Here is a 26,249-nt window from a genome sequence, read left to right on the forward strand (position 1 = left end):
TATTTGTATTTTATTAGATCAATTGGGTATTATCGGCTAGTTACAAAATCAGTCAGTGCATATTGAAAAGCCCTCTCAATCGAGAGGGCTTTTCCATTTACATTGCGAAAGGTTGCCCTGTACTCTGAAGTACCGCAAACCAAAAACCACTTTCCAAATCAATTTTCTTCCTCTTTGAGGTTACCGCAGTAATCGGCAGGTAGACAAACTTGTCATTCACCTTTCCTACGACAAAATTGGTCTTTCCGCTCATTGCGCCGTGTACGGCGTGATATGCCAAACTACTACAGAACACACTATCACTTGAATTTGCAGCTGTACTTCGAATGATGTAACTAGGATCTATATATTTTATGGTGGTTGGCAAACTTTCTTTGAAATACTCCTTTATTTTGTCTTTCAAGAATAGTCCAATGTCATCGTGTTGCACATTACCCGATGCATCGGTACGAACTCTTTCCTTTTCAAATAGATGTTGTCCTGCTCCTTCGGCAACCACGATGACCGCATGGTGTTTTTCTACCAACCTTTTCTTCAATGCTTCTAAAAAACCATGTTTACCGTATAAGTCAAAATCCAGCTCTGGTACTAGCACAAAATTTACTACGGGCATCGCCAAGGCTGCTGAAGCAGCTATAAAACCACTATCGCGCCCCATTAATTTGATTATCGATATGCCATTGAAAGCACCTGAAGCCTCGTTATGGGCATCGCGTAAAATGGGACTTGCAATATCGAATGAAGTTTCAAAACCAAAGGATTTATCAATGATATCAATATCATTATCAATGGTCTTTGGTATACCCACAACACTAATATCAAGGCCCCTTTTCATAATCTCCCCACCAATGGCATTGGCCCCTTTTAACGTTCCATCGCCTCCTATGGCAAACAATAATTGAATGTTATTATCGACTAAGGTATCGACCATCACTTGAATGTCTTGCCCACCACGTGAAGAGCCCAAAATGGTTCCGCCAAACTGATGTATATCCTTTACCCTATCAGGGGTAAGGTCTACAAACCCGTGGCCCATTTCAGGATTGAGCCCTTCGTACCCGTATGGCACCCCCAATATGTTCTTTACACCATAAAAATAATGTAGTGCCATAACGATACCACGAATCACATTGTTTATTCCAGGGCAAAGCCCACCACAGGTCACGATAGCGGCCGTAACTTGATCCGGTTTAAAATAGATTCGCTGTCTTGGGCCTGCTTTCTCTAAACAGCGAGGTTTTTCATTATTCTTTAAACAGTGATCGTAAGCCCCCAGTGATAGGTCGAATACCAACCTATCTTCATCATTGACAAAATTGAAGATATTATCGCCCTTAACCGTACTTAACTGAAGGGGTGATTTGATTTTAGGATTGCCCAAACGCTGTATCTCAAACATGCTAGCTTATATAAATTTAAAGATTTGCACTCCTTTCATGACGAGAATCAAATAGTAGTCCTACAACCAAGATTTCTTTAGACACCTCACTAACAAATTTATCAAAATTAATGAGGAAGGAATATACCAATGGGATTGCTTTACCGGAATACGTTATTTTTAGACCCAGTATTAACAGGGTCTAAAATTTCAATGTGAACTCGCGGGTAATATTAGCGCATATATAAACCAAAATTGATAAAAAAAGTTACACTCACAGTGAACATAAATGGTATTTTAAATCATACAGAGGGTAATTCAAGGATGCGGTAGGCCCATCCACGAACCAAAAGGGCCACTTCATTTTATACATATAGGATTAGTAAAACTATTACATACCATAGTATTATTACGCTAGTCACCTTTAAGATTTGACCAACTCCTTTATATATAAAAGCTGTCTAAAAAGTCTGGCTTTTTGCACTATTGCCGTATTAAGCTCAGTCGAAATATTTTGAATGTTCAAAGTTCTCGAATGCACTCGAAATGACATCTTTTTTAACTTTTTGGGTAGCCCCCTTTCTTTTCCATCAAATCAATTTCATAGCGGTGGAATCCCAATCCACCGGTCTGTTTTTAAAATAGCTTTCGTTGGCCAAGAGTGCCGCCCCTGCTGCACGAAGACCAAAAGTGGGGTCTTGTACTACTTCCCCTTTTGTTCTTATCGCATTAAAAAAATTATGGAAATGGTCGTAATGCCCTCCTCTGTAATCGTTTGATGCCTTCCAAACCGTTGTTCCCGTATTCAAGCTTGAAGCCCGTGGCTCAAGTGCCGCTTTATGGTAGTCCTTCCTTATTTTTTCTTGCGTCGCCTCGGTATAGGCCACCATGGAATATGAACTGGGTAACATTCCTAATTTTGAGCGCGTTAGCTTGACCTCGTTTTGGCCCACTTCCATTTCACCTTCGGTCCCTATTAATTTGAAACCGCCACCGCCGCCATTACCTGCAATAAAATTGATTCGAAAAACGGCGTTAAAAGCGGCATGTGTTTCGGTTTTCGGATAGTCGTACAAGGTAATCGAAACATCGGGCACATCACGTCCGTCGTTCCAATATCGTAGACCACCGGTGGCCATTGCCCGATTCGGACCATTTGAACTGATAACATGGTTTAGCGTTGAGAAAGCATGAACAAATAGATCGCCGGCAACACCCGTGCCGTAATCTTGGTAATTGCGCCATCTGAAAAAGCGTTTTGGCTCATAGGGTACTTTGGGGGCCTTGCCCAAAAAAGTATCAAAATCAACGGTATTAAGATTTGCATCGGGTGGAATCGGATACTGCCATGCACCCTCAGCCGAGTATCTATCATTATACATATCCAACATCACAATATCACCGATGGCTCCTTCTTCGTACAATTGCTTTGCCTTTTCATTGCCTAAAGATGACATCCCCTGACTACCCACTTGGCATATCTTGCCATAATTTTGTTGCGCCTTGATAATGGCCTGCCCTTCTTCGAATTTTTGCACCATCGGTTTTTCACAATACACGTGCTTGCCAGCCTTAAGTGCCTCAACAGTTATCTTTTGGTGCCAATGGTCGGGCGTTGCCACTATTACGGCATCAATATCTTTACGCTCTAAAATTTTACGATAGTCCCTTGTTACGAATATAGACCCTCCCCAAAGTTCTTTTGCCCTTTCCAATCTTCCGGTATACAAATCACATGCCGCCACCAATTGAACACCGGCAATCCTTAGTGCCGATTGTGTATCATAGATTCCTTGAATACCCGTTCCGATCAGTGCCAAATTAATACGGTCGTTGGCTGTATATGATTTTGAACCTTGATACGTTCTTGAAAGCACAATTTTTTCATCGTACGAATTTGAAAAAATATAGGGTGTAGCCGTCAGCATGGCAGTACTTATAGTGGCCTTTTTCAAAAAAGACCTGCGGGAAGTTTCCTTTTTCATTTTGGAGGTTTTGATTCGACAGTAACGTCTTGAAGTTACGCTTTTCTTAGAAACCAACGCAGGATGATTTTTCTTCTACCATTAAAACAAATGACATATATCATGTTCTTTGACACAGTACCATGGTATCTTTAAGATAAGAAACCTAAATACTAGCGCTCATGAAAAAACGAGTCCCCATAGTACGCATAATGACCAAAAATATGGTCACCTTAAGTACCAAAGATGATTTGGTAACTGCAGAAGAACTTCTCAATAAATAGAATCCAGCACTTACCCGTTACCTCTGGCAATTAGGTTTTAGACATGTTAAGTTATACCGACTTGTGTAAATTAGTTTTGTCGATACCTTTGATAAGCATGTAAAGATTGTGATACTACGGTTTACATCACACAGTACTGTAGAAATACCAGATTAAGCCGCTTTTGGATAATTCACTGAAATATGGAAGCAGGTGCCTTGACCATTGGTTTTTTCCAAAACAATATTCCCCTTCAATTGTACTACCAATCCCCTGACCATTTGTAACCCAAACGACCCTGAGGCATCCATATCAAAGCCATCGGGCATTCCCGACCCATTGTCGGAGACCTTAAGGTCAAAGGACTTCCCTTCTTGCCCCATTTTGAAATCTATCGTTATGGTGGCATCCACCCTTGGTTCCCTAAAGGCATATTTAAAGGCATTGGTGACCAATTCATTTAGCATGAGCCCTAGGGGAACGGCGAGGTCCATCTTGATCTCCCCTGGTTGTATATCAGATTCAAAACGAACGTTCTTATTTTCATCTACATAAGATTCCCTCAAATTATCGATAAGGTCGTTGAAATAATTGGTGGTCTCCACTTTTGAGAAATTGTTCGAACTGTACAGGTTCTGATGTATCAAGGCCATGGAACGGATCCTGTTCTGGCTCTCTTGAATTATCTCGTCTACCCTTGCATCATGTTTCGAGGAATGTGCATGAGCGTTCAAGAGGCTCGAGGTGATCTGCAGGTTGTTCTTCACACGGTGGTGTATCTCACGCACCAGCATCTCGTTCTCGCGGCTCTTCTCTTCGATGGCCGTTTTCTGTTCGGCTATTGTGGTCAACGCCCTTTTCTTGGCACGGTACTTACTGTAAGTGACCCCCAACAGAAGAAGGGCCAGTGCCCCGCCTATGGCAAGGCCTATTCGAAGGTTACGGTCTTGGCCGGCCTTTAACCGCTGTACCTCGTTCTTGGTAGAGAGCAACCGTATCTCCCTATCTTTCTTATCACTTTCATAGGCGATCTCAAGATTCGCTATTTCCTGTTTTTGTTCATCAAGGGCGATACTGTCTTTTAATTCTATGTGCTTTTTATAATGGTACAGACTGCTTTTATAGTCATTTCTACCGGAGTCTATTTTAGAAAGTGACTTATAGATCTGTGATATCAGGTTTTTCGATTTTCTCAAATTGTCCAATTTCGAAAAGTCTTCTTTGCTTTTTTCCAATAACCGTTTTCCTTTATCGAACTTCCCGACTTTCACATAGAATTCACCAAGGCTACAATCGGCATTGATGATGTCATATACGGTTCCGTCTTTCTTCACCAACTCCGCAGCCTGTAGAAAATACCCTTCAGCATTATCATATTCTTTTAATTCGGAATAACTGTAACCGATGGATTTTAATATATTTTGTTCAAAAAGATGGTTTTGTTCCCTCGAAACATCCAAGGCATCAAAGGCAAGTTTCAAAGCTTTTTCGCTATCCCCGGATATTCTAAAAACCCCGGCCAGATTAAGGGACCCAATAATCAATTCCCTATATTGGGATTCTTTCCTGCTAAGATGGATTACCTTTTCAAAAAAGGTAATGGATTTTTCAAGCTCACCTATTTCCTTGTAGATTCCACCTATCCAATTATAAAGCCTAATTTTAAAGATTACACTCAAGTCTTTATTATCCATTTTTTCAAGCAGGGGCAACAAGAATTTTAGGGCAATATCATACTTCTGCAAGTCTAAATATTGGCTGGCCACTTTCATGTGGGCTATCACTTGTTCATTAGTGTTTTTGTAACTTTCCTTTACAGATAATGCCCTATTGAAATAATCAAAAGCCAAACTTTGATCATCATTTCCAAGATGGGACAAGGCCAAATACATGAGTGAATTTTCCTCATTTTCGGTATCCCCTATTTTTCTAGCCAGCAACCCTGCAAGACTATCTTTTTGAATAGCCAAGGGGTAGTTTTTTTCTTTACGATAAATATGTCCAAATTGGAAAAGTGCCCGAATCCTAAAATCTACGTTATTCCTTTTGGCACTCAAGTCCATGAGTTGTTGCGCAAAAAAAAGTGCACTATCGGTATTTTTTTTAGTGTAGGCAATACTTAACTTTTCTAAGTTATTCGCCCGAACGGTATCCGCAAGTTTTAACTTCAAGGTCTTTTTTATACTATCGATGGGAATGCTTTGTGCCTGAAGCCCTATCGGAATTATGAACAGAAGAAATGGCACTAGGCACTTTAAGAATGTTCTTTTTTTTGCTAATGTCATACGATACCTATTCTTTATCTTACTAACTTGGTCGCTCATCGCATTATTTCTTTCTATAAAGTTGAAATAGCTAAATTAAGGTTTAGGTGTATTTTCAAGCCGCTCGTGAATAATTCACTGAAATATGGAAGCAGGTACCTTGATCGTTGGTTTGCTCCAAATCGATGTTTCCCTTTAACTGTGCCACCAATCCCCTGACCATTTGTAGCCCAAACGACCCAGAGGCATCCATATCAAAGCCATCGGGCATTCCCGACCCATTGTCGGAGACCTTTAGGTCAAAAGACTCCCCTTCTGGGCCCATTTTGAAGTCTATTGTTATGGTGGCATCCATCCTTGGTTCCCTAAAGGCGTATTTAAAGGCATTGGTGACCAATTCATTGAGCATGAGCCCTAGGGGAACGGCGAGGTCCATCTTGATCTCCCCTGGTTGTATTTCCGATTTGAAACGAACATACTTATGCGCCCGCGCATAAGACTGCCTGAAGTTTTCGATAAGGTTATTGAAATAGCTAGTGGTCTCCACTTTTGAGAAATTGTTCGAACTGTACAGGTTCTGATGTATCAAGGCCATCGAACGGATCCTGTTCTGGCTCTCTTGGATTATCTGGTTCACCCTTTCATCATGTTTCGAGGAATGGGTATGGGCGTTCAAGAGGCTCGAGGTAATCTGCAGGTTGTTCTTCACACGGTGGTGTATCTCACGCACCAGCATTTCGTTCTCACGGCTCTTCTCTTCGATGGCCGCTTTCTGTTGGGCTATCGTCGTCAAAACCCTATTCTTGGTACGGTACTTACCGTAGGTGACCCCCAGCAGAAGAAGGGCCAATGCCCCACCGATGATAAGGCCTATTCGAAGGTTACGGTCTTGGCCGGCCTTTAACCGCTGTACCTCGTTCTTGGTAGAGAGCAACCGTATCTCCCTATCTTTCTTATCGCTCTCGTAGGCCAGTTCCATCTCTACCATGTGCTGCTTTTGCTCCTTTATCTTCAGACTATCCCTAAAGGCAACATACCTCTTGTAATGGTAAAGGCTTGAGGTAGCGTCTCCTAGGGCCGAGTCTACAGACGAGAGATACTCATAGATTTGATAGCGCATCACCATGCCCTGAGTATCCAACAGTACATTTTGCAACAACGATTCAGCATTCTTCAAAGCCCTTCTACCTTTGGCATATTGATTGATCTCAACATAGAACTCCCCAAGATCTGTGTATGCCTGGGCAACGGATGTGGAATCTTTTTTCGCTTTTACAAGGCTCAGGTTTTTAAGATAAAATATTTCCGCCTTATCGTACTCCCTTTTTTCCACGAACATTCGGGCACCATTATAATTTATATGGTATTCTAAACGTTCAATAGGATGCTTTTCAAAGAAAGCTATGGCCTCTTCCCCATATTTCTGCGATGTCTTTGAATCCCCTTCCAAACGATAGAGATCCCATAGGTTGATTATCAGGGTCAAATGATTGTCATGAAATTTTGATGCCTTGCTAAATTGATATGCCTTTTCAGCATAGAAAATAGCCTTTGTATTCTCATTCAGATACCGATGTAAAACCATTAAAACCGTGTGATAGCGTATTTTTAACTCTAAATCGATATCATCCCTTTTAACAAGCTCAGACTCTGTTGTCAATGTTTTAAAAGCTTCATCAAATTTGCTTAATTTACTTAGTACGATACCGTGGTCTATCGCAATTTTTAGGACCCAGTTCGGGTCTGGTAGGCTTTTTGCAAGGTCTAGGGCTTTGGCATAATATGCAGCCGATTTATCATAATCCTTTTCAGTATCGTAGGTTTTGGCAATGGATTTTAACATTCTGGAATGACCCATCGTATCGTTGATATCTTTGAAGATGTGCAATGCACTACTATCGTTTTTGACGGCATTCCGATACGCTTTTTGCTTACGATCGGCAAGTGCGAATAAATGTAGTGCCTCGGCTTTTGCTTTTTTACTTCGGGTCTTTTCCCCAAAGTCCAGCAACGCATTGCCATGGTATAAAAAGCTATCCATTTGTTTAGGATAATAGGTCTTACCCAGTAAGATCATGGCATTGATACGCACAGAATCCACAAGGTCACCGGCCAATACCGATTTCAGACTATCCCTCGTGGTCATTTGTGATTGTACGTGAGTAGTAAGCGTAAAGAGTAAAAATAGCATTGTCAAGAACTTTATGCTTCTATTTTCCAAAAAATGGCACTGTTTCATCATACTTGTTTCATTACGCTGCCTCGCGATAGTTTATTAGTATCTCGAAACGTGTTCCATGCCCTTCCGTGTCGGCAATCACAATGTTCCCTTTTAACTGTTCGACCAACCCCCTTACCATTTGAAGGCCGAAAGACTCCGTTGTCTCCATGTCAAAGCCATCGGGCAACCCTTGGCCGTTATCTGACACCTCTAGCTCGAAAGATTCCCCATCTGCGGTCATACGGAACCCTATCGATATCACCGAATCCATTCTTGATCCCTTGAATGCATATTTGAATGCATTGGTAGTCAATTCATTTATAATAAGACCCAAAGGCACCGCTAGATCCATCTTAATCTCGCCGGCCTGTATATCGGATTCAAAACGCACGTGTTTGTGCGTGTGTGCATATGATTCCCCCAAGTTTTCAATCAAATCGTTGAAGTAGCTCGTGGTGTCTACTTTTGAAAAATTGTTCGAGGCGTAAAGGCTTTGGTGTATAAGTGCCATCGAACGAATCCTGTTCTGGCTCTCCATGATAATGCGGTCAACCTTTTCGTCGTATTCTGTAGAACTTGAATGGGCGCTTAAAAGGCTTGAAATAATTTGCAGGTTATTCTTCACCCGGTGGTGTATCTCTTTGATCAACATCTCGTTCTCATGGCTTTTGCCCTCGATGGCCCTTTTTTGATCCTCGATGGTCGCGATAGCCCTGTTCTTTGTACGATACCTACTGTAGGTAACCCCTAAGAATAATAATACCAAAAGACCCCCAATGATAAGGCCCGCTCGAACATTTCTTTCTTGGTCTGCTTTAAGGTTCTGTACCTCGTTCTCGGCGGAAAGAAGCTCTATCTCTCGATCCTTCTTATCACTCTCATGGGCAAGCTCCATTTCTTCCATATGCTGCTTTTGCTCCTTGATCTTGAGGCTATCTCGAAAAGCAATGTACTTCTTATAATAATTAAGGCTTGAGGTGGCGTCACCAAGGGCCGAGTCTATCAAAGAAAGTGATTTAAAGATTTCTGAACGGATATTGAATCCTTCTTGATTCATTGCGAGGGCAGAAAAAAGCAGTTTAGCCCTTTCCAAATCCGCCTTTCCCTTGGTAAAGGCCTTTCCCTTTACATACGACTTGCCCAGACTGCAATATACATTGGCCATGGCAAAGGTATCTTTCTGTTTCTCGGCTATGGCAAGGGATTCAGACAAATAGCATGATGATTTTTCATACTCGCCCCGTTCCATATGCAACGAACTTATCATACCCAATATCGCGGGTTTGCGTTTCTCTAAGTCGCGCTGCTCTATGATATCCAAGGCTTTATAAATACTTTCTTTTGCCCTCGTATAATCATTCTCCTTGTCATATATGTAAGATAGATTGGACAGGGCCACTATCTGATCATCATAATACTCTGTAGGTACACTTAGCTCATAAGCTTTCTTAAAGTAGGCCAATGACTTCCCATTCTCTTCTATTCTGCTATATATACTACCCAGAATGCTATGATATTTAATTTGGAATTTTGGTGTTATCAGTCCCTGTTCCACTAATGCGGTTTGTTGCAATACAATGTCCAAGGCATTTTCATATCGGGTCAAAGCAGTATATACAATCGCCATATTTATAGAAATATTGACGATGTTTTCATGATCATTCAAGCCCTTAGCAAGTTCCAGGGCATTTTTATAGCATGTCAATGCATTTTTATGGGCCCGGGAAAAGGAATACGTGGCCCCCATCGATTTTTTGACCTCCATTTGCTTTTGGAGGTTTCCTGATTCTTCAAAAATTTTAAGCGCCATACTGTCTTTTTGAATGGCCTCGGGGTATTCTTTGTTTTTTCTGTGGGCTATACCCAATAGGTGTAATGCCTCTGCTTGAGCCTGCGCGTTTCCCGTTTTTTTACCAAACGCTTTTATTTTTTTGATATTCAAATCAAAACTGTCCATTTGATTAGGGTAGTAGGTCAAGCTTAGCGCCACCATAGTGGCCAAACGTATGGAATCAGGGGTTTTCGCTATCAATAGTCTTTTCAGGCTATCCCTTTCAGTGGTTTTTTTTTGCGGACGAACACTTACTACCAAGGCGAGAAACAGTATACCACATAAAATGATAAGTTTATTTAAATGAAAACCGTTGTGAGCCATAGTTTACTTTTTGGCAAATACAGTAGTTTCTAAATGTACTATTAAATTCTGAAAATACCTGATTTTCTTCACTTTAGAATGATGCCTTTTATCGCAACCCTTACCACTCGTTTATCTTGAAACCTTTCGGGAAAATACTATTGGACCTTTTCCTGTTCATTAACACGTAGGTAAGTACGGATGATTTTACAATTCCATTTTAAGTGTACCATGGTGAAACAGGTAAGCAACTTTTATAACATACCAAATTCAATTCATCATAGATTTGGGATAATTCATCTTTGACCAAAAATTATTTTGGTTTGATTTCCTATTGTTAGGCAGCAACACTTTTCTCAGGCTTAAGACCATTCTTCAAATTATTGAGACCAAACGAAGATTTTAAATCACAACCACTTCTTATGGGCACAAAAATGTCCATTTGTACCCATTGCGTCGATTTCAAGTTGCCTCAACCATAGTTTTACCACAATAATCTTAAAACTTAAACAGATGATCAAAACACGAAAAAAAACAGTATTGCTATTTTCAATTCTACTGTTAATGACTGCTTCACTCTCATTTTCATGTGAAGACGATGACGATGCAACCTTGACGATTACCCCAGTTTTCGTGCCAGAGGCATTCAGGGCCACAATCACCAATGCCGTTGATGTAAGCAACACCAAAAACGCAAGTGATATAGTCGTTAATTTTAATGGTGGCATCACCAGTAATATTACGGCATACAGGGTATTTTATGTTCTCAGTGAAAACATTGCCTTAGTAAACGAAGAGAGTGCAAGTGCGTTATCGGCAAATAGTTTTTTACAATTAGAGAGTAGCGCTTCTGCTCTACAAATCAACTTAGCAGAAAGTCAGCTCGACTTTGAGGGAGAACCCATTGTGGCGGACCAAGATTATGTGGCGTATGTACTCACTGTGGGCACGTTTGATAATGAAACCGTTTATGTACTGTCAAATCCATCTTCAGTATTTCAGCTCGTCAACAAGTTAGAGGCCGCTACCCTTATTGGTTCTGATTTTCCTGCAAATGATGGTCTTTTCGTTGGTTCTGACGGAACGATTTTTGCTTCTAATTTCGGTGTTTTTGACCAAGCTTTGAACAAATACAATGGAACCCAGGTTTTTCAAATAACACCCTCAGGTGCTATTTCTGAAAAGGCCTCAGGTGTCGAAGCGCCAATGGGAGGTGTAATGGATAGCAACGGAAACTTTTATTTTACCAATGAAAACAATAACGATTTGGTTTCTGGGGTGCTTCTCAAGGTAACACCAGATGGCACCACTTCAGCAGTTGCTGAAATAGATGGTTGGCCATCAGGTTTGACCATAGATGCCAATGATAACATTTATGCCGCAAACTTTGCCTTACCCGTAATAAATAAAATCACTCCCGATGGGACGGTTTCCGTATTTGCAACAGCTGATAAATTGGCAGGTTGTGTGGGAATAGACATAGATAGTCAAGGCAATATCGTCACCGCAAATTTTGCTACCGCTGATATTTTGAGCATTGATACTTCAGGTGAGGTTTCATTGATTACCACCATACCAAATGTAACCCAAGGATTCGGTATTGGATATATGACCATTTTTGAAGACAACATCTATGCTACGGGCATCAATGATAATTTTATTTTTAAGGTTTCGTTTGATGGTACTTCAGAAATATTTGCAGGTACAGGGGAACGTGGCAACCAAGATGGCGAATTGAATGTGGCCACATTCTCAAATCCCAATGGAATTGCGGCAGATGATGAACGACGCATTCTCTATATATCGCAATTTGGCACACCTGGTTTAAGAACCATTCAATTTTAAAGTACAGATCAACTATTGAAAACAAAACCCAATGTCAATGACATTGGGTTTTTTGTTTTAATATAGGTATTAACATTCTTCAACCTAACCCCCTCTCAACGCCGTTGAACCAAATTAACGAGCCCTTTAGACCTACGAATACCCTTGTATACCTGTTGAAAATCGAACAAAGGGAAAAATCTTCAATCGATAAGGAAGAACCTATAGTATTACAGGGCAATTACTAGCGCATCTTTGTCATATAATTAAAATCAAAATATTATGAAAACAATTTATAAAGCCTTAGTGAACTTGGTCAGAACATCAGAAAAGACAGTCACCCCTATTACCCTCAATACTATTGACTGTAACAATAGTACCAATTTAGACTATCACTGTGATGCTGAAAAGCCATTTATACCCTTTACTAATTATTAATTAAAAAATAAAATATTATGAGCACATTCAATGTACCCACAAGGGAAGAAGTAAGCACGAACAATCAAGTCATATTTGACAACCTTAAAAAAGCAGTAGGATTTGTCCCTAACCTTTTTGCAACCTATGCGCATTCAGAAAACGCTTTAAAAAACTACCTGGATTTCGCAAACGCAAAAACCTCATTGAAAGCGAAGGAAAAAGAAGTGGTCAACCTTGCCGTGAGTCAGGTCAATAATTGCGAATACTGCCTTTCGGCCCATACGGCTATCGGTAAGATGAACGGTTTTGACGATGATCAAATATTACAATTAAGGGCCGGACGCGCCTCATTTGACACAAAACTCGATGCACTTGCAAGACTGGCCAGAAACATTACCGAAAATCGTGGCAATACTGATGCCGACGTTCTCGAAAATTTCTTTGAAGCGGGCTGGACCAAAGAAAATCTTATTGATACCATCGCTTTGGTCGGCGACAAGACCATATCGAATTATATCAACAACACCACTAAAATTCCAGTAGATTTTCCTGTGGCACCTGAATTGGAAGTAGAACTTGCTTCATAAAGAGTTACCCAAACTTCTCAATAGGCCTGTCATATGTATGATGGGCCTATTATTTTTGGTTACATCAGGGTCTCTTGAAAATTCTTCTTAAACGTTGCGGGTGGATGCCCAACCTGATTTTTGAAAAATTTTGAAAAATGGGTGGGTTCATTGAACCCCAATTCGTATCCTATTTCCTCAGCGGTCTTATCAGAATAAAACAATAGCCGTTTTGCCTCAAGCACAATTCGTTCATTGATAATCTTCAAGGGAGATTTGTCACCGGTTTTTTTGAACAGGTTACTCAAGGTCTTAGGTGATTTGAACAACAATTCCGCATACTGGGCTACGGCATGTTTTTCACGAAAATGTTGCTCAACCAAAACATGGTATTGACGCACCATATCCAATTGGGGTTTGGGAATTTCAGGTTCGGGAAAATCTTTTTGCACCAACCTACTAGCCTTTATAAGCATTCTTTTTAACAGTACCCGAAGCATTTCACCTTGAATATGGTCTTTGGTCTCAAATTCTTCTTGAATCATCAAGAACATGGCCTCAAAGCTTTTTGCCTCTTTACCACTTAGCGTAATCACGGGCGGTAGGGATGATCCAAAAAACAAAAACCCATTGCAAGATACCTCGGCATCATGGTCTCGAATACAGTAAAATTCTCGATTAAACACAAGGGCCAACATCTTAGAATCTCGCGGAATCTCTAAAACGTTCAAAGGCGTACAAAAAACGATTTGATTGTGTTTCAAGGTCAATCGATAGCCGTCAACTATGATATCGACCTCATGACCATTACTCCATAAGATTTTATAGAGGTTTTTATCTTTTAACAACTGTTGCGACGGTCCGCAATTAAAGTTGGTGAGGGTAAGTGCACTTTCATCCTTAATACTGGTGTACTGTAATTTCATACCTTAATAAACAACTTATTTTAGACAAAATAATACCTATAAACGATTTTGTGGTTGGAACCATAGTCCTTTGTTGAAGCTGATAATCCATACCACATAACCAGCCATACCATTCATTATCAAACCATACCCCAAATTTTCGTCACTGGCCTACAAAAAACTTTCTTCAAATCTTTCAAAATGACATGTGTAGCCATTCGGAATTCGCACTAAATAGTCTTGATGCTCAGGCTCTGCTGGCCAAAAAACAGTAAAGGGTTCTAAGGTAGTGACCACATTACCATCCCATTTTTTGGAGTCTTCCACGATTTTAATGATTTGTTCTGCCGCAACCTTTTCTTCTTCATTTTGAAAGAATATCGCGGAGCGATAGCTGGATCCAATATCATTCCCTTGTCGATCTAATGTCGTCGGGTTGTGTATCCTGAAAAAATAATCCAAGATTCCTTTGAAGGAGGTTTTTCCAGGATCATAGGTCAATTCAATGCCCTCGGCATGACCAGGATGGTTTTTATAGGTCGGGTGGTCATTCTCGCCACCTATATAACCTACTTCGGTATCAATTATACCTGGGCGTGTTCTAAAAAGATCTTCCATACCCCAAAAACAACCTCCCGCGATATATGCTTTTTTATAATTGCTCATCTACTCTTTCTTACTATTGGATATTAAAACGTTATTTCAACTAATTCGTAACCACTACGTTATTCAAGAAATACAGTACTTTATGTTCGGGCATTTCACAAGGTTTCAAAAATTCATGTGATTTGGTCTTATAGTAATTCAAACTTACGTAATCTCGACCCCCTAGTTCTTCGCCATACACCTTATACGATTTTCCGTCGTTAAAACTCTTTTTGGTAATACCATACTTTCTATTTTCGAAGATACCTTCAGAATAGCCCTCGGGCAGCTTTTGTATCATTTTGAAAACCCTTTTGTTCAACGTATTTAAAATTTACTTTTCAGGTTTGTTTGTCGTACGTATAGGTCAGTTCCTTTCAATTGCCGTATCAAGTTTCATCGATTCTGAATTGATGCAATAACGAAGGCCACTGGGTTCTGGCCCATCAGGAAATACATGCCCCAGATGGGCATCACAAGTATTACACATCACCTCGACCCGCACCATACCAAAAGAAGAGTCTTTTTCATACTTGATGGCATTTTCTTTAATGGGCTGTGTAAAACTTGGCCATCCTGTTCCTGATTCAAATTTTATGGTAGAATCGAACAATGGGGTGTCACAGCAGACACAGTTGTACTTTCCTGCATCATAGATGCTGCACAGTTCACCACTATGCGGTCGTTCAGTTCCTTTTTTACGTGTAATCCTGAATTGCTCTGCAGTAAGTATTTCGCGCCATTCTGCATCCGTTCTTTCAACACGACGGTCAGGCTCGGGATTACCTTTTACACTAAAACCAATAATATCTTTCCAAGTCAACATAGCTTAATCTTTCTATTATAAATGAATGCAAAGTTAGTCGATATTTATGCGAAATACCTTATCCATTTCTCCGCACTGTCCATGCGCTTCACCTACCCTTAAATCACAGAAAAAGTTGTGGCAATGGACCTTTCAGCCACAATTCGGGAAAAATGTACCATTACAAGGGTATTCAAGCTATTCAAATTGAAGGCCTTAAGAGACATCTTTGCAAGAGTAATACGACTAAAGTAATAGCATCTTCAAAAATCCAAAAAATCAAACTTATAGTATGAGACTTTTTATAGCATTTTTCATCATTATCAGTTTAGCCTGGGGTACCTCAGAAAAAAATGCATCGGTAGCCATTGCCACAAAAGGGGTAAAGGCTACAAAAAAACCTGTGCTTTACAAAAGCAAGGAAATAGAGGGGATAAACATTTTTTATCGAGAGGCGGGCAACCCTAAAAATCCAGCACTAATACTGCTTCATGGTTTTCCGACCTCATCGCACCAATACAGAAAGGTTCTTGACGGTTTATCTGACCAATATTACCTTATAGCACCCGATTACCCTGGGTTTGGTGAAAGTGATTACCCTGATCCCGACAATTTCGATTATTCTTTTGAGAACTTGGGTAATATCATGAATCGGTTTGTAGAAAGTTTTGGGTTACCATCTTACAGTTTCATGATGCAAGATTATGGAGCCCCGATTGGGTACCGTATTATTCTTAAACATCCAGAAAAAGTCGATGCCCTGATCATACAAAATGGCAACGCTTACGAAGAAGGACTAGGTGCTGCCTGGGGGGATGTCAAAAAACTTTGGGAAAACAATACCTCTGAAAACAGAAAGCCCTTGTATGGGGCCTTTACCTTGGAAGGATTGAAATGGCAGTACACCCATGGCGTCAGAAATCCAGAAAAAATAAATCCAGACAACTGGGTCATGGATTTTCACAGGATGTCCAGACCCAAAATCCAAGATATGAACATTGATTTATTCTATGACTATCGAAAAAATCTGGACGAATATCCAAAATGGCAGGCGTATTTACGAAAATACCAACCCCCCACCTTAATTGTTTGGGGCAAAGGGGATCTGTTTTTTCCTGCCTCAGGGGCCGAAGCGTATAAGAACGATTTAAAAAGCATTGACTTTCATTTGTATGATACCGGCCATTTTGCCCTTGAAGAAGACGGGGATGATATCATTGGAAAAATGCGCAATTTCTTGGATAAACTCCAATCTAAGGAATTGGGAATGCAAAATGAGGATATACGCTTACTGAGAAATGCCACTTTGGTTATGAATTTTGCAGGAAAGAAACTGTTGATCGATCCCATGTTCGCTAAAAAAGGGGCCTTTCCGGCCTTTAGCGGCGCAGGAAACAACTTTAGAAATCCTATGGTGGACTTACCCATAACCGAATCGGAAATAGCCAAACTTGTTACTGAAGTGGATGCTGTGTTCATCACGCATACCCATTTAGACCATTGGGATCAAAAAGCCCAGGAAATGATTGCCAAAGACAAACCCATTTTTGTACAACCAGTTGATGAGGCACGCCTTAAAAGCCAAGGTTTTACCAATGTTACCGTCATCACCGACACGACGCAATGGGAAGGAATTACCATACATCGCACCGGCGGGCAACATGGTTTTGGCAAGGTGGGCAAACTAATGGGAACGGTTTCTGGATACGTTTTCGACAATGGCAACAAAAAAATATACGTCGCTGGCGATACCAGATGGTGTGAAGAGGTGGAGCAGGCCTTGGACACCCATAAACCTGATGTGATTGTCTTAAATGCAGGAGGTGCCCAATTTATCGAAGGGGATAAAAAGGGGGATGCGATTACCATGACCCCAGAAGATATCTATAATGTACACAGAAATGCCACACAATCCGATATTATAACCGTACACATGAACACGTTGAACCACTGCTTCGTAAAACGAAAAGATTTGAAAGCCGCGCTTAGTACGAAAGGTTTGGATGAACTCATAGAAATACCTTTAGATGGGGATACCATTTCATTGAATTAAGCGTCGCACCAATTGATTTACAATCACAATAGCGAAACAATTACGATTAAAGCACTAAATAATGGAACTAAAAAAATTGCCTTTGCCGCCCTTCACCAAAGCAACCGCCCTTCAAAAAATACAGATGGCAGAAGACGCTTGGAACAGTCAAGACCCTATCAAAATCTCAATGGCCTATACAGAGGATAGCGAATGGCGCAATAGAAACCTTTTTATAAATGGTAGAAATGAAATCCAAAACTTTTTAGCGGATAAATGGAAAAATGAACTGGATTATAAGCTGAAGAAAGAATACTGGGCCCATACCGAGAATAGGATTGCCGTACGGTTCGAATATGAATATCACGACGCGACCGGACAGTGGTACCGCGCTTATGGTAATGAAAATTGGGAGTTTGACGCAAATGGGCTGATGAAAAAACGGTTTGCGAGCATCAATGACCTAGCAATAAATGAAGTAGATCGAAAATTGTAGTGTCTTTATATGATTCCGAAAAAACTGCAACCTAAAGAATTATAAAACGGAAGAAATGAACTATCATACCTTAGCTTTTACCGATGATGTAAAGTCAAAACAGACGGTGAACGGAAGTCGTACAATTTACCAAGGAGCTGAAAAGCGAATGTATAAAGAAGGGCTTGGCCAAATGGAGAAAATGCATATTGATGATAGTGATAGCTTTTACATGGCCACCAAGGGTGACAATGGTTATCCCTACATTCAACATCGTGGTGGCCCAAAAGGTTTTTTGAAGGTATTGGATGACAGAACTTTGGGCTTTATTGATTTTTCTGGCAATAGGCAATACATATCCTTAGGCAACCTTTCCCATTCAAAAAAAACGGCCTTAATATTGATGGATTATGCGAAACGTAGGCGTTTAAAAATATATGCGACCACTGAAGTATTTGAACTGAACCAGCGACCGGACCTCATTCAAAAACTTACTTTGAAAAACTATGATTACCAATCTGAGCGCGTATTACTTTTTCACATTGATGCATTTGATTGGAACTGTCCGCAACACATTACCCCACGGTTCACCGAAAAGCAGGTTGCAGAACAGTTAGCACTTAAAGATTCGTATATTAAGACCTTAGAAGGGCAATTAGAGGCACTTCGAGGGAAAAAACAATAAAAGCGCCAAATAAATGTTCTCTTAAATCTGGCATCCGATTTATGGACAACTGCGGCAGCTTTGATTACAACAAGAAATTTACGATAGTAAGCGCTATCCTTTTTCAATATAAGTAGCTTTTATGGCCCAATACATCTTTTTAAACAACAAACTGCAGAACACCATATTTTAAATGTGTATTTTAATCCCCGATTTTTATTTCTACAATTTTCCATTACCATAATGTGTAGTAAAAAGAAACTAGTAGTGCTTCTATTGACCTCGATAATGTCGGTATCGACATGGGGGCAATTAGGGGATTTGGCACGTATAGATTATACGATTTTACCTTCTTCTGCCGACTTTGAGTTCAATCGGCTGCGATTTCTTTTCAACTACCCCATAAAATTGGATGGGAAACAAAGCTATTTGTTCTTAGGGTTGGATTATAGTAATATCAATGTTATCTATGGCAGCGGTACCCCGAGACCCTTTGATATTGAAGATCTGAATGGTTTTCAATTGCTTGACCTTAATATCGCCTACACCCAAAAGCTACGAAATGATTGGCGTTTGGGCCTCAGGTTCACACCTGGTATCAGTTCGAACCTTAGGGCAGACGAGTTGACTTTTGACGATGTGTTTTTTTCGGGTGATGCCGTTTTTATAAAAGACAAGAAAGACGATACCACCTTGAAAAGACCCTACCGCCTTATTTTGGGGGTTTCCTATTCCCAAAATCGTGGGTTTCCCTTTCCCTTGCCCTTTGTGAGTTATTACAGAAAATTCCACCCAAATTGGTCCTTTAACCTGGGGGTCCCGAAAACGAATCTGCAGTATCATTTTTCAAAACAAAATCGCCTAAAATTATTCGCACAGCTAGATGGTTTTACTTCGAACATACAAAGCGGGGTTACCTTGGATAATGGCGTGGCGGAGCAAATCAATATGTCCCTAATTTTAACAGGACTCCAATATGAATATCATATCGGGGATCATGTCGAATTTTCTGTACGCACATCGTATATTCTGGACAGAAATGTCAATCTGCGCGATTCTAACAATGATGACCTTCTACTTATCGATGATAGTAATGGACTTTCTTTAAGAGCCGTTCTAAGGTTTAAGATTTAATACAGCGCTAATATGGTAGGGCGAATCATAATCCCATAAACCAAAAAAAGCGCTAAGGAATTGACCCTTGACGCTTTTTTTGGTTTTCTATATTCGTGACGCAACGATACTACGCTGCGGGATTGAATCCTATTTGTTGAAACCAGTCCCAGTTATCCCAGTAACATGTGATATTTTCTATCAGACCATCATCATTGATATTAAGCAGGAACAAATGTTCTACATTATAGTATTTTCCCTGACTAGGAATGCCCAATATCTCATTCTCTTGGGTCCCTCCGATAAAAACCTGTACAATTGCATTACCTTGATGGTCAATCGAGATATTTTTCACATCATTGGTCAAATCCGGAAACGCTGCGATTAAGGCTGAGGCGATTCCCTTCCAAGTAGTACCTTCCGCTCCTTTGATCTTTCCTTTTCCATTATCACCCAAGGGAATGTACCTGAACGTACTTTCTGGTGTTGCCAAGGCCGTGGCCTTATCAAGATCATGATTTTTGTAGGCATTAAAAAAATCTGATGCGATTTGAATTCTCTTTTCTGTAGTAAGCATAATTTTCTTTTTTAGATTATGAAATAATTGTTGTTAACTCAATGGTTTTTCTTGCTGCCGATACCGAAGATTGTGGGTTTTGACCCGTAACCAAATTTCCATCCTCGATTACAAAATCAGACCAGTCATCACCTTTTCTATAAATCGCCCCTTCATCTTTTAGGGCATCTTCGAGTAAAAATGGAACTACATCCGATAATCCCACAGCATCTTCTTCTGAATTGGTGAATGAGGTAACCCTTTTACCCTTTACAAAGGGAGTTCCATTACCATTTTGAACCCCTTTCAAAGCCACGACACCATGACATACTAGACCGATTGGCCTATCATTTTGATCAAATGCTTGAATGAGTTGCGCCACCTTCGGATTGTCACCTAGATCCCACATAGGCCCATGCCCCCCCGGAAAGAACAGGATATCGAATTCAGCAGGATCTACCTCATCTACACGCTTGGTATTCTTTATAGTCTCAAGCGCTTCGTCGTCTTTAAAAAATCGCTTTGTAAATTCGGTTTGCCACTCGGGTAGTTCACTTTTCGGGTCTAAAGGCACCACTCCCCCTTTTGTGGACACAATGGTCAATGAAGCTCCACTATCTTTGAACTCGTAATATGGTCCAGCTAATTCTTCGATCCACACTCCGGTCTTTTCACCTGTATTTCCCAATTGATCATGTGAAGTCGTTACGATAAGTACATTTAAATTTTTCATCTGTTGTTGTTTTTATTTTTGTTTTTAATTACACTACAAAGATGAGGTGTGAAGCTGTTTTGAATCGTTGATCTGGGTTAGGAAAAAAAATTGACTTAAGTCAATTTTCAAAGTGCTTTGAACTCTTACTATCTAGAAACCAATCTTTTACGTATTCGACTCAAACTTTCAGGCTTTATACCCAAGTAGTTTGCAATCATATAATTGGGAATACGTTGTTCTATATTCGGATATGCCCGTTGAAATTCAAGGTATTGTTCTTCATTGGTTTTTTCCAACGATGATAGTATTCTATTTTGCAAGGCAACATAGGCCCTGGTCAATTTTATCCTAAAGAACCTTTCAAACTTGGGCACTTTAAGATATAGTTCTTCCAAATCATTTTTTTCGATTCCAATAACGGTTGATTCCTCTATCGCGTCTATATTCAATCTTGATTGCCCTTGATCAAAAAAAGCCTTGAAATCACTGATCCACCAATTCTCCCTTGCGAACTGAATGATATGTTCTTCTCCATTACCATCAACTTCGTAAGCCTTTAAACAACCGCTGACCACATAGTATTGATAGTTTACCCGATCTCCTTCTTCAATTAAGAATTGCCTTTTCCGAAGTTTTTTCACTATTAAAACCGATGTGAATTGTTCAATCTCTAAATCGGTAAGGTCGATGTATTCTTTAATATGTTCTAAAATACTGCCAAACACGTTTTCTTTTTTAAATTAGCACTTGTTATGATACTGATCTTGTCGTAACCTTACTGCCCTAAATGAATACAAAATCAAACTGCCTAATGCCAACATGGCAAATAAAATACCTAAAAAGAGTATATAGGTAGCGGCTTGTATGTTGATACCCGTGCTAGTTGAGACCCCCAATAAAAGGGCGGAAATCACAAAACTACCTACTGAAAGATATAGAAAAACCATCGCTTTATTGATAAGTTTAAGCTGCCGCAATTTCCGCTCGATCAGTTTAGAACTGCCCCCATCTTTTATCAAAAGTTTGATTTCCCTGCTTAAATCTATCATGATGTTCGAGGTTGATAAAATAAGCAGGCAGATACCTGGCAGTATGGTTATGGGTACATACCATTCTTCCATGTTAACTATTTACTATACTTTTTTTCATATACGTCCTTTTCCATTGTTCCATCAATACCTGTTTCGATTTGGTATGAGGTTAGAAAACCAAGTACCGCTTTTTTATATTCATCGGCTACGTGAATATGTTTTTTGTTGGCATCCATGTAAACCTCAAAACATAATAACCCAAAATCTTTAAAACCATGTACACAGATTTTCACAATATTCTTGTCGATTTTTCTTTTGGTTATAGTGTATTTTTTGTCATTTACGGTCACTAAGGTTTTTCCGTTCGACAAGTTAGCAGTTGCCTCTTGTATAACAACGTCTATCAAGTCTTGCTCTTTTGGTTTTCTGAGTTTTGTGTTTTTGACCACCAATGTTGGAAACCGTAGGCGACCACTTTTGTAGTATTTTGACAATAAGAATTGGTTTTCTTCGCTTTCGCCAATATCGTAACAGACATGGGGTATACCATTGTTCTTAAGCCAAGACTGATATGCCAACGTTTGTATGCTATCAGCAATTCCAAAAAGTTTTACGGGTTCCATAAGCAAACTTTTTTTGAATAGCGCGAACTATTTCATTATTTGGGTTTATTACTTAAAAAGGCAAACTGAGACCAAAAGTGAAACGCCCTCCGTCATCAGAAGCAAAATAAGCCAGATTCAAGGCAGAAAAACCACCTAGGGAGAAATACATGCCGCCTCCTGGTGAGGTATGCCAAGTTGAAGAGGTATCGTCTTGTATCCAGACCCTACCATAATCAAAACCACCATAAACCCCCATTGAAATGGGGATGATCCCATTGCGTAGACGTCCTAAAGATAACCGTAGGTCCGTGCTATGTGCAAACGCCCTTTTTCCTGTAAAACGTTCTTGTCGAAAACCCCTCAATCCATCACCATCGCCAAGAGTTGCTCCTTGATAGAATTCAAAATCATTTCCAAAATTGATATGTCCCCTCATTTTTGACGCCAGTACCAAAACCCCTTTTTTGTCCACTTTGGTAGCTGCCCTCAAATAAGGAAGGGCGTATGCAAAACTTCTATCATTATCGATATTGCTTTTATAGCCTAAAGTAATACCCCAACCAATACCACTCTTTGAGACAATGGACTGGGCAAGGTTATCATATAGATATGTGAACTCACCACCTATAAAACTTTGTCCGTCAAAAACATCTTCAGAAACGTCAGCCGTTTCAATAAACCGACCAAGGGTTCGTTCTACTTCAACACTTTCATAGCCCACACCTACGCGTACTTCGCTGCCATGATAACCACGAAACACCAATGAAGGCATTACAAAGAATCGTTCTCTACGCACCCTATTGAAATCGGTGCCTAAATCGTCATCAAAGTTTGGGGTATCATTACCGATACCAAAAAAGTTATCTGTAAAATTAGAGCTACTGTATCCAGCTTCAAGTCCGAAATTCACATTATTGAAGATATGTGCGAATTCTCCCGAATAAAATATTTGCGCACTCCTAGTCTGAAAAAAGTAGGTCACCCCTAAATGATGGTCATCGGTAAATGGGTTTCGCACCAAAGAGTTTTTTTGAAAATTATACTGCAATCCGACACCCAAACCATCATCTGGATCAAAACCGATCAAAGGTGTGAATGTGCTCAAATCCCTTCTATGCTTTTTAAAATAATAGGTGTTCAAATCTGCATTATCAGACAACATCTTGGGTACTTTGCCCGTAAAGGTGTTTTCTTGTGATTTGTAGTCGTAAACCTTGATGTTCTTTGAATTTTCAACTTCGTAGCGATCATTGCCATTTCCACCAATGATCTTGATGTGAATACGTTTTTTTCCATCGCCATATACCCGAAACACATCTTCGTCACCAAGACCATACACCCAAATCTCACCGGTATTGGCATTGTCATAAGACACATCCCAAAACAAATCACCTTTCACACCATCTTTAAAGCGATACCCCTTAATATGGGTTTTACCGTCAGCTACCCTGGAAATCTCAAAAAGGTCTTTATCATCGGTACCTGTAACCAGAATGCACTGTGAGAGATATTCATATACATCAATGGCATTCTTTTCAATGTTGGCAAGCCTTCCCTTTAACGCAGTCTTGACCCGTTGCACTTTCTTTTGATCCATTTCTGGCGGTATATTTTTGAATGCCTTTTCAATGATGTCATTCGTAATATGTTTTTTTATGAACCTGGCCTCGGCAATCCAATCTTCTTTAGTATGGTTCTTTAATACCGCTAAATCGACGTCATCACCGGCATCATTGTACCACTTCACCGAATTATAGGTACCATCATAACGTTGCATAAAACGCAAGGGAGGGGTCAAAACCGTTAAGGAACGTAAAATAAAGCCGTCAAAATCTGAATATACCTGATCCCGATCCCTTGGAATGGGTTTGTAAAACGAAGTACCATCTTCCCTTTTATACTTTGCCCACTTCCATTGATCGGCATGACGATCCCAATCACCAATAAGGTTGTCGAAGATTCGGGTTCGAATGTATAATTTCTCGTCAATACTTAAGCCCTCTTTATCCCGTAATTCTTCGAATAGTTTCAATGTGCTTACAATTTTATCACTTTCGCCTAAAGTGGTCACATCTTCTTGCCCTTTGGTCAATCGCTCTTCAATAAAGTACAGCTTATCACCATAATCTTCATTGTACCCCCCTAGCGCTTCTTGTTTGGGTATGTAATACAATTCAGGATTCGGGTGTAATATACCAACTGCATCGGCCAAATCGCCTATAGTCAATGCGCCATAAGGGTTTGCGGTCGTCCAGTAATCTTGAAGTAATTGTACAAAATACGTCTCTTCGACATCGGGTTTCAAATATTCCGTTTTGAAAAGAAAATATTGAATAAAGCGCAATGCACTTTTTTTAACGCTACGCAGGGCAAATTCCCTTCCTTCGGTATTAATAAGCCTAAGGGAATTGGTTTGATGCCCCCCACCCTTTCTTAGGGGTTTCAAACCTCCATACAACGTGTCCAATAATGCGGTTTTGGCATTAATTTTCGTACTGTAGTCCTTTCTATAGTGGGCACCCCAAAGAGCCTTGTAAAAACCCGATCTTTTTAATTCTTCTTCGGTATATATGGATGCCTTGACATATTGGGGCGTTTCACGCTCTTTATAATCAATGGTAGCAGTATCCTCTTTATCGGCAGCGCGTATTTCTTTATCAAAAACACTGAATGCATAATTATTGGTGTTGTCAAAAAAACTGACCCAAAGCGAACCATCGGTAAATTGCGTAATTTTCGTAAAACCCAAGTTCGATGAACCGAAGCCATCTTTTTTAGCTGCGACACGCTCGGCTTTTGCGCCAGCGCCCGCTATGATCATCGGAATACCTTTCTCCCTAAAAAACTGAAGGTTTTTGTCATGTGCGCTTAAAAAAACGACATTATCGGCCTGTCTGGCAATGGTAATTAGCCGTCGACTGAACTCTTTATATTTTTGATTACTTAAATCTTTCGGATTGATGCCAAAACTGAATCGTGCCCCATAACGCCCATAACTCTGAGCGGGGTAGTGCATGGCCACAAGTACCGTTTTGCCTTCGCTTTTTTTGATATTACTTTCTACTTCAACGTAAAACTCTTCTTTGGTCCTTATTTCGCAATGAAGGTTGATTCCCGGGTAACGGTTCCAGTCCATAATCGCCCATCGCGAGTCTAAAATCAACAAATCGACTTGTTCATTGACCTCGATTCGTTCAATAGGGCATCCATCTTTGGGTAAAAAACTCTTCTTACCCAAGGCTTTCGTAATATACTTTTTTTGATTCTCGATACCTGAAAGGCCAGAAGCCCAATCTTCATCACCAGGCACAAAAATCGTTTTGCCATCAAAACCCTTGGCCATATTTATCAAGGTGGTCAGATTTGCCTCAGCGGTCTTGTACGACTCACCGCCTTTGGAGGGGAATCCCTTTTTTGAAGCACTGTTGCCTAAGAACAGTACCGTGGTATTTTTTGTTGCCCCTGAAGCAACTTTAGCCGCGAGGGCATCCAAATTCCTTTGCGCTTCAGCCGAATTTTGGTTTGCCCCATAATCCCCTAAGCCATAGAAGGTGTGGGCGATTTGTTTCGCAGGCAATCGGTCTTGTGCCGAAAGTGTTTTTGAGGTGGATACCGTTAGAAAAAAGCAGATCAGTATTTTTAAAAGTGCTGGTTTGTTCATAGTCTAAA

General features: G+C 40.2%; 22 protein-coding genes. 7 read left to right on the forward strand and 15 right to left on the reverse strand.

What is annotated here, in order from left to right; all coding sequences use genetic code 11:
• Positions 1–97: 97 nt before the first annotated feature.
• The 5 genes from AACM45_RS07350 to AACM45_RS07370 all read right to left on the reverse strand — a co-directional run bounded on the left by AACM45_RS07350 (position 98) and on the right by AACM45_RS07370 (position 10,245).
• Complete coding sequence (locus tag AACM45_RS07350) at positions 98–1,399, reverse strand: ATP-dependent 6-phosphofructokinase (protein WP_339141740.1); 1,302 nt, start codon at positions 1,397–1,399, stop codon at positions 98–100.
• Positions 1,400–1,968: 569 nt separating this feature from the next.
• Positions 1,969–3,363, reverse strand: a complete 1,395-nt coding sequence (locus tag AACM45_RS07355; RefSeq protein WP_339141741.1) for a Gfo/Idh/MocA family protein — start codon at positions 3,361–3,363, stop codon at positions 1,969–1,971.
• Positions 3,364–3,778: 415 nt separating this feature from the next.
• A complete protein-coding gene (locus tag AACM45_RS07360) occupies positions 3,779–5,890 on the reverse strand; it encodes a tetratricopeptide repeat-containing sensor histidine kinase (protein WP_339141742.1) in 2,112 nt (703 codons plus the stop codon).
• Between the two features lie 94 nt (positions 5,891–5,984).
• Positions 5,985–8,060: a histidine kinase dimerization/phosphoacceptor domain -containing protein gene (locus tag AACM45_RS07365; protein ID WP_339141744.1), complete on the reverse strand. Its 2,076-nt coding sequence runs from the start codon at positions 8,058–8,060 to the stop codon at positions 5,985–5,987.
• 61 nt (positions 8,061–8,121) lie between these two features.
• Positions 8,122–10,245: a tetratricopeptide repeat-containing sensor histidine kinase gene (locus tag AACM45_RS07370; protein WP_339141746.1), complete on the reverse strand. Its 2,124-nt coding sequence runs from the start codon at positions 10,243–10,245 to the stop codon at positions 8,122–8,124.
• A gap of 492 nt (positions 10,246–10,737) precedes the next feature.
• Between AACM45_RS07370 and AACM45_RS07375 the strand changes: the two genes are divergently transcribed.
• From AACM45_RS07375 to AACM45_RS07385, 3 genes are all read left to right on the forward strand, one after another.
• On the forward strand, positions 10,738–12,069 hold the full coding sequence (locus AACM45_RS07375) for a hypothetical protein (protein WP_339141748.1): 1,332 nt from the start codon (positions 10,738–10,740) through the stop codon (positions 12,067–12,069).
• Between the two features lie 261 nt (positions 12,070–12,330).
• Positions 12,331–12,486: a hypothetical protein gene (locus tag AACM45_RS07380; protein ID WP_339141749.1), complete on the forward strand. Its 156-nt coding sequence runs from the start codon at positions 12,331–12,333 to the stop codon at positions 12,484–12,486.
• Positions 12,487–12,503: 17 nt separating this feature from the next.
• The gene (locus tag AACM45_RS07385; protein WP_339141750.1) at positions 12,504–13,055 is read left to right on the forward strand and encodes a carboxymuconolactone decarboxylase family protein; all 552 of its coding nucleotides are present in this window, start codon (positions 12,504–12,506) and stop codon (positions 13,053–13,055) included.
• Positions 13,056–13,114: 59 nt separating this feature from the next.
• Here AACM45_RS07385 and AACM45_RS07390 read toward each other — a convergent pair whose 3' ends face one another.
• The 4 genes from AACM45_RS07390 to msrB all read right to left on the reverse strand — a co-directional run bounded on the left by AACM45_RS07390 (position 13,115) and on the right by msrB (position 15,410).
• On the reverse strand, positions 13,115–13,960 hold the full coding sequence (locus AACM45_RS07390) for a helix-turn-helix domain-containing protein (RefSeq protein ID WP_339141751.1): 846 nt from the start codon (positions 13,958–13,960) through the stop codon (positions 13,115–13,117).
• 150 nt (positions 13,961–14,110) lie between these two features.
• Positions 14,111–14,605, reverse strand: a complete 495-nt coding sequence (gene msrA, locus AACM45_RS07395; protein ID WP_339141752.1) for a peptide-methionine (S)-S-oxide reductase MsrA — start codon at positions 14,603–14,605, stop codon at positions 14,111–14,113.
• Positions 14,606–14,645: 40 nt separating this feature from the next.
• A complete protein-coding gene (locus AACM45_RS07400; RefSeq protein ID WP_339141753.1) occupies positions 14,646–14,885 on the reverse strand; it encodes a peptide methionine sulfoxide reductase in 240 nt (79 codons plus the stop codon).
• Positions 14,886–14,951: 66 nt separating this feature from the next.
• Positions 14,952–15,410 (reverse strand): peptide-methionine (R)-S-oxide reductase MsrB, encoded by a 459-nt coding sequence (gene msrB, locus AACM45_RS07405; protein WP_339141755.1) that lies wholly within the window; start codon positions 15,408–15,410, stop codon positions 14,952–14,954.
• Positions 15,411–15,681: 271 nt separating this feature from the next.
• Between msrB and AACM45_RS07410 the strand changes: the two genes are divergently transcribed.
• The 4 genes from AACM45_RS07410 (at position 15,682) to AACM45_RS07425 (ending at position 19,694) form a co-directional block, all read left to right on the forward strand.
• A complete protein-coding gene (locus AACM45_RS07410) occupies positions 15,682–17,442 on the forward strand; it encodes an alpha/beta fold hydrolase (RefSeq protein WP_339141757.1) in 1,761 nt (586 codons plus the stop codon).
• 61 nt (positions 17,443–17,503) lie between these two features.
• On the forward strand, positions 17,504–17,917 hold the full coding sequence (locus tag AACM45_RS07415; RefSeq protein ID WP_339141758.1) for a nuclear transport factor 2 family protein: 414 nt from the start codon (positions 17,504–17,506) through the stop codon (positions 17,915–17,917).
• Positions 17,918–17,972: 55 nt separating this feature from the next.
• Positions 17,973–18,581: a pyridoxamine 5'-phosphate oxidase family protein gene (locus tag AACM45_RS07420; RefSeq protein ID WP_339141759.1), complete on the forward strand. Its 609-nt coding sequence runs from the start codon at positions 17,973–17,975 to the stop codon at positions 18,579–18,581.
• 246 nt (positions 18,582–18,827) lie between these two features.
• On the forward strand, positions 18,828–19,694 hold the full coding sequence (locus AACM45_RS07425) for a DUF6268 family outer membrane beta-barrel protein (protein ID WP_339141760.1): 867 nt from the start codon (positions 18,828–18,830) through the stop codon (positions 19,692–19,694).
• 109 nt (positions 19,695–19,803) lie between these two features.
• Here the strand turns inward: AACM45_RS07425 and AACM45_RS07430 are convergent, their stop codons facing one another.
• The 6 genes from AACM45_RS07430 to AACM45_RS07455 form a co-directional block, all read right to left on the reverse strand.
• Positions 19,804–20,250, reverse strand: a complete 447-nt coding sequence (locus AACM45_RS07430) for an ester cyclase (protein WP_339141762.1) — start codon at positions 20,248–20,250, stop codon at positions 19,804–19,806.
• A 16-nt stretch (positions 20,251–20,266) separates the two neighbouring features.
• Positions 20,267–20,962 carry a type 1 glutamine amidotransferase domain-containing protein gene (locus AACM45_RS07435; protein ID WP_339141764.1) on the reverse strand — a complete coding sequence of 232 codons (696 nt, stop codon included), beginning with the start codon at positions 20,960–20,962 and terminating at the stop codon, positions 20,267–20,269.
• A 128-nt stretch (positions 20,963–21,090) separates the two neighbouring features.
• The gene (locus AACM45_RS07440; RefSeq protein ID WP_339141765.1) at positions 21,091–21,669 is read right to left on the reverse strand and encodes a Crp/Fnr family transcriptional regulator; all 579 of its coding nucleotides are present in this window, start codon (positions 21,667–21,669) and stop codon (positions 21,091–21,093) included.
• A 15-nt stretch (positions 21,670–21,684) separates the two neighbouring features.
• Complete coding sequence (locus AACM45_RS07445) at positions 21,685–22,065, reverse strand: DUF2721 domain-containing protein (RefSeq protein ID WP_339141767.1); 381 nt, start codon at positions 22,063–22,065, stop codon at positions 21,685–21,687.
• 5 nt (positions 22,066–22,070) lie between these two features.
• A complete protein-coding gene (locus AACM45_RS07450; RefSeq protein WP_339141768.1) occupies positions 22,071–22,598 on the reverse strand; it encodes a hypothetical protein in 528 nt (175 codons plus the stop codon).
• A gap of 52 nt (positions 22,599–22,650) precedes the next feature.
• On the reverse strand, positions 22,651–26,241 hold the full coding sequence (locus AACM45_RS07455) for a phosphoesterase (RefSeq protein WP_339141769.1): 3,591 nt from the start codon (positions 26,239–26,241) through the stop codon (positions 22,651–22,653).
• Positions 26,242–26,249 lie beyond the last annotated feature (8 nt).

Source organism: Croceitalea sp. MTPC5 (assembly GCF_036985505.1).
In the GTDB taxonomy this organism is placed as follows: domain Bacteria; phylum Bacteroidota; class Bacteroidia; order Flavobacteriales; family Flavobacteriaceae; genus Croceitalea.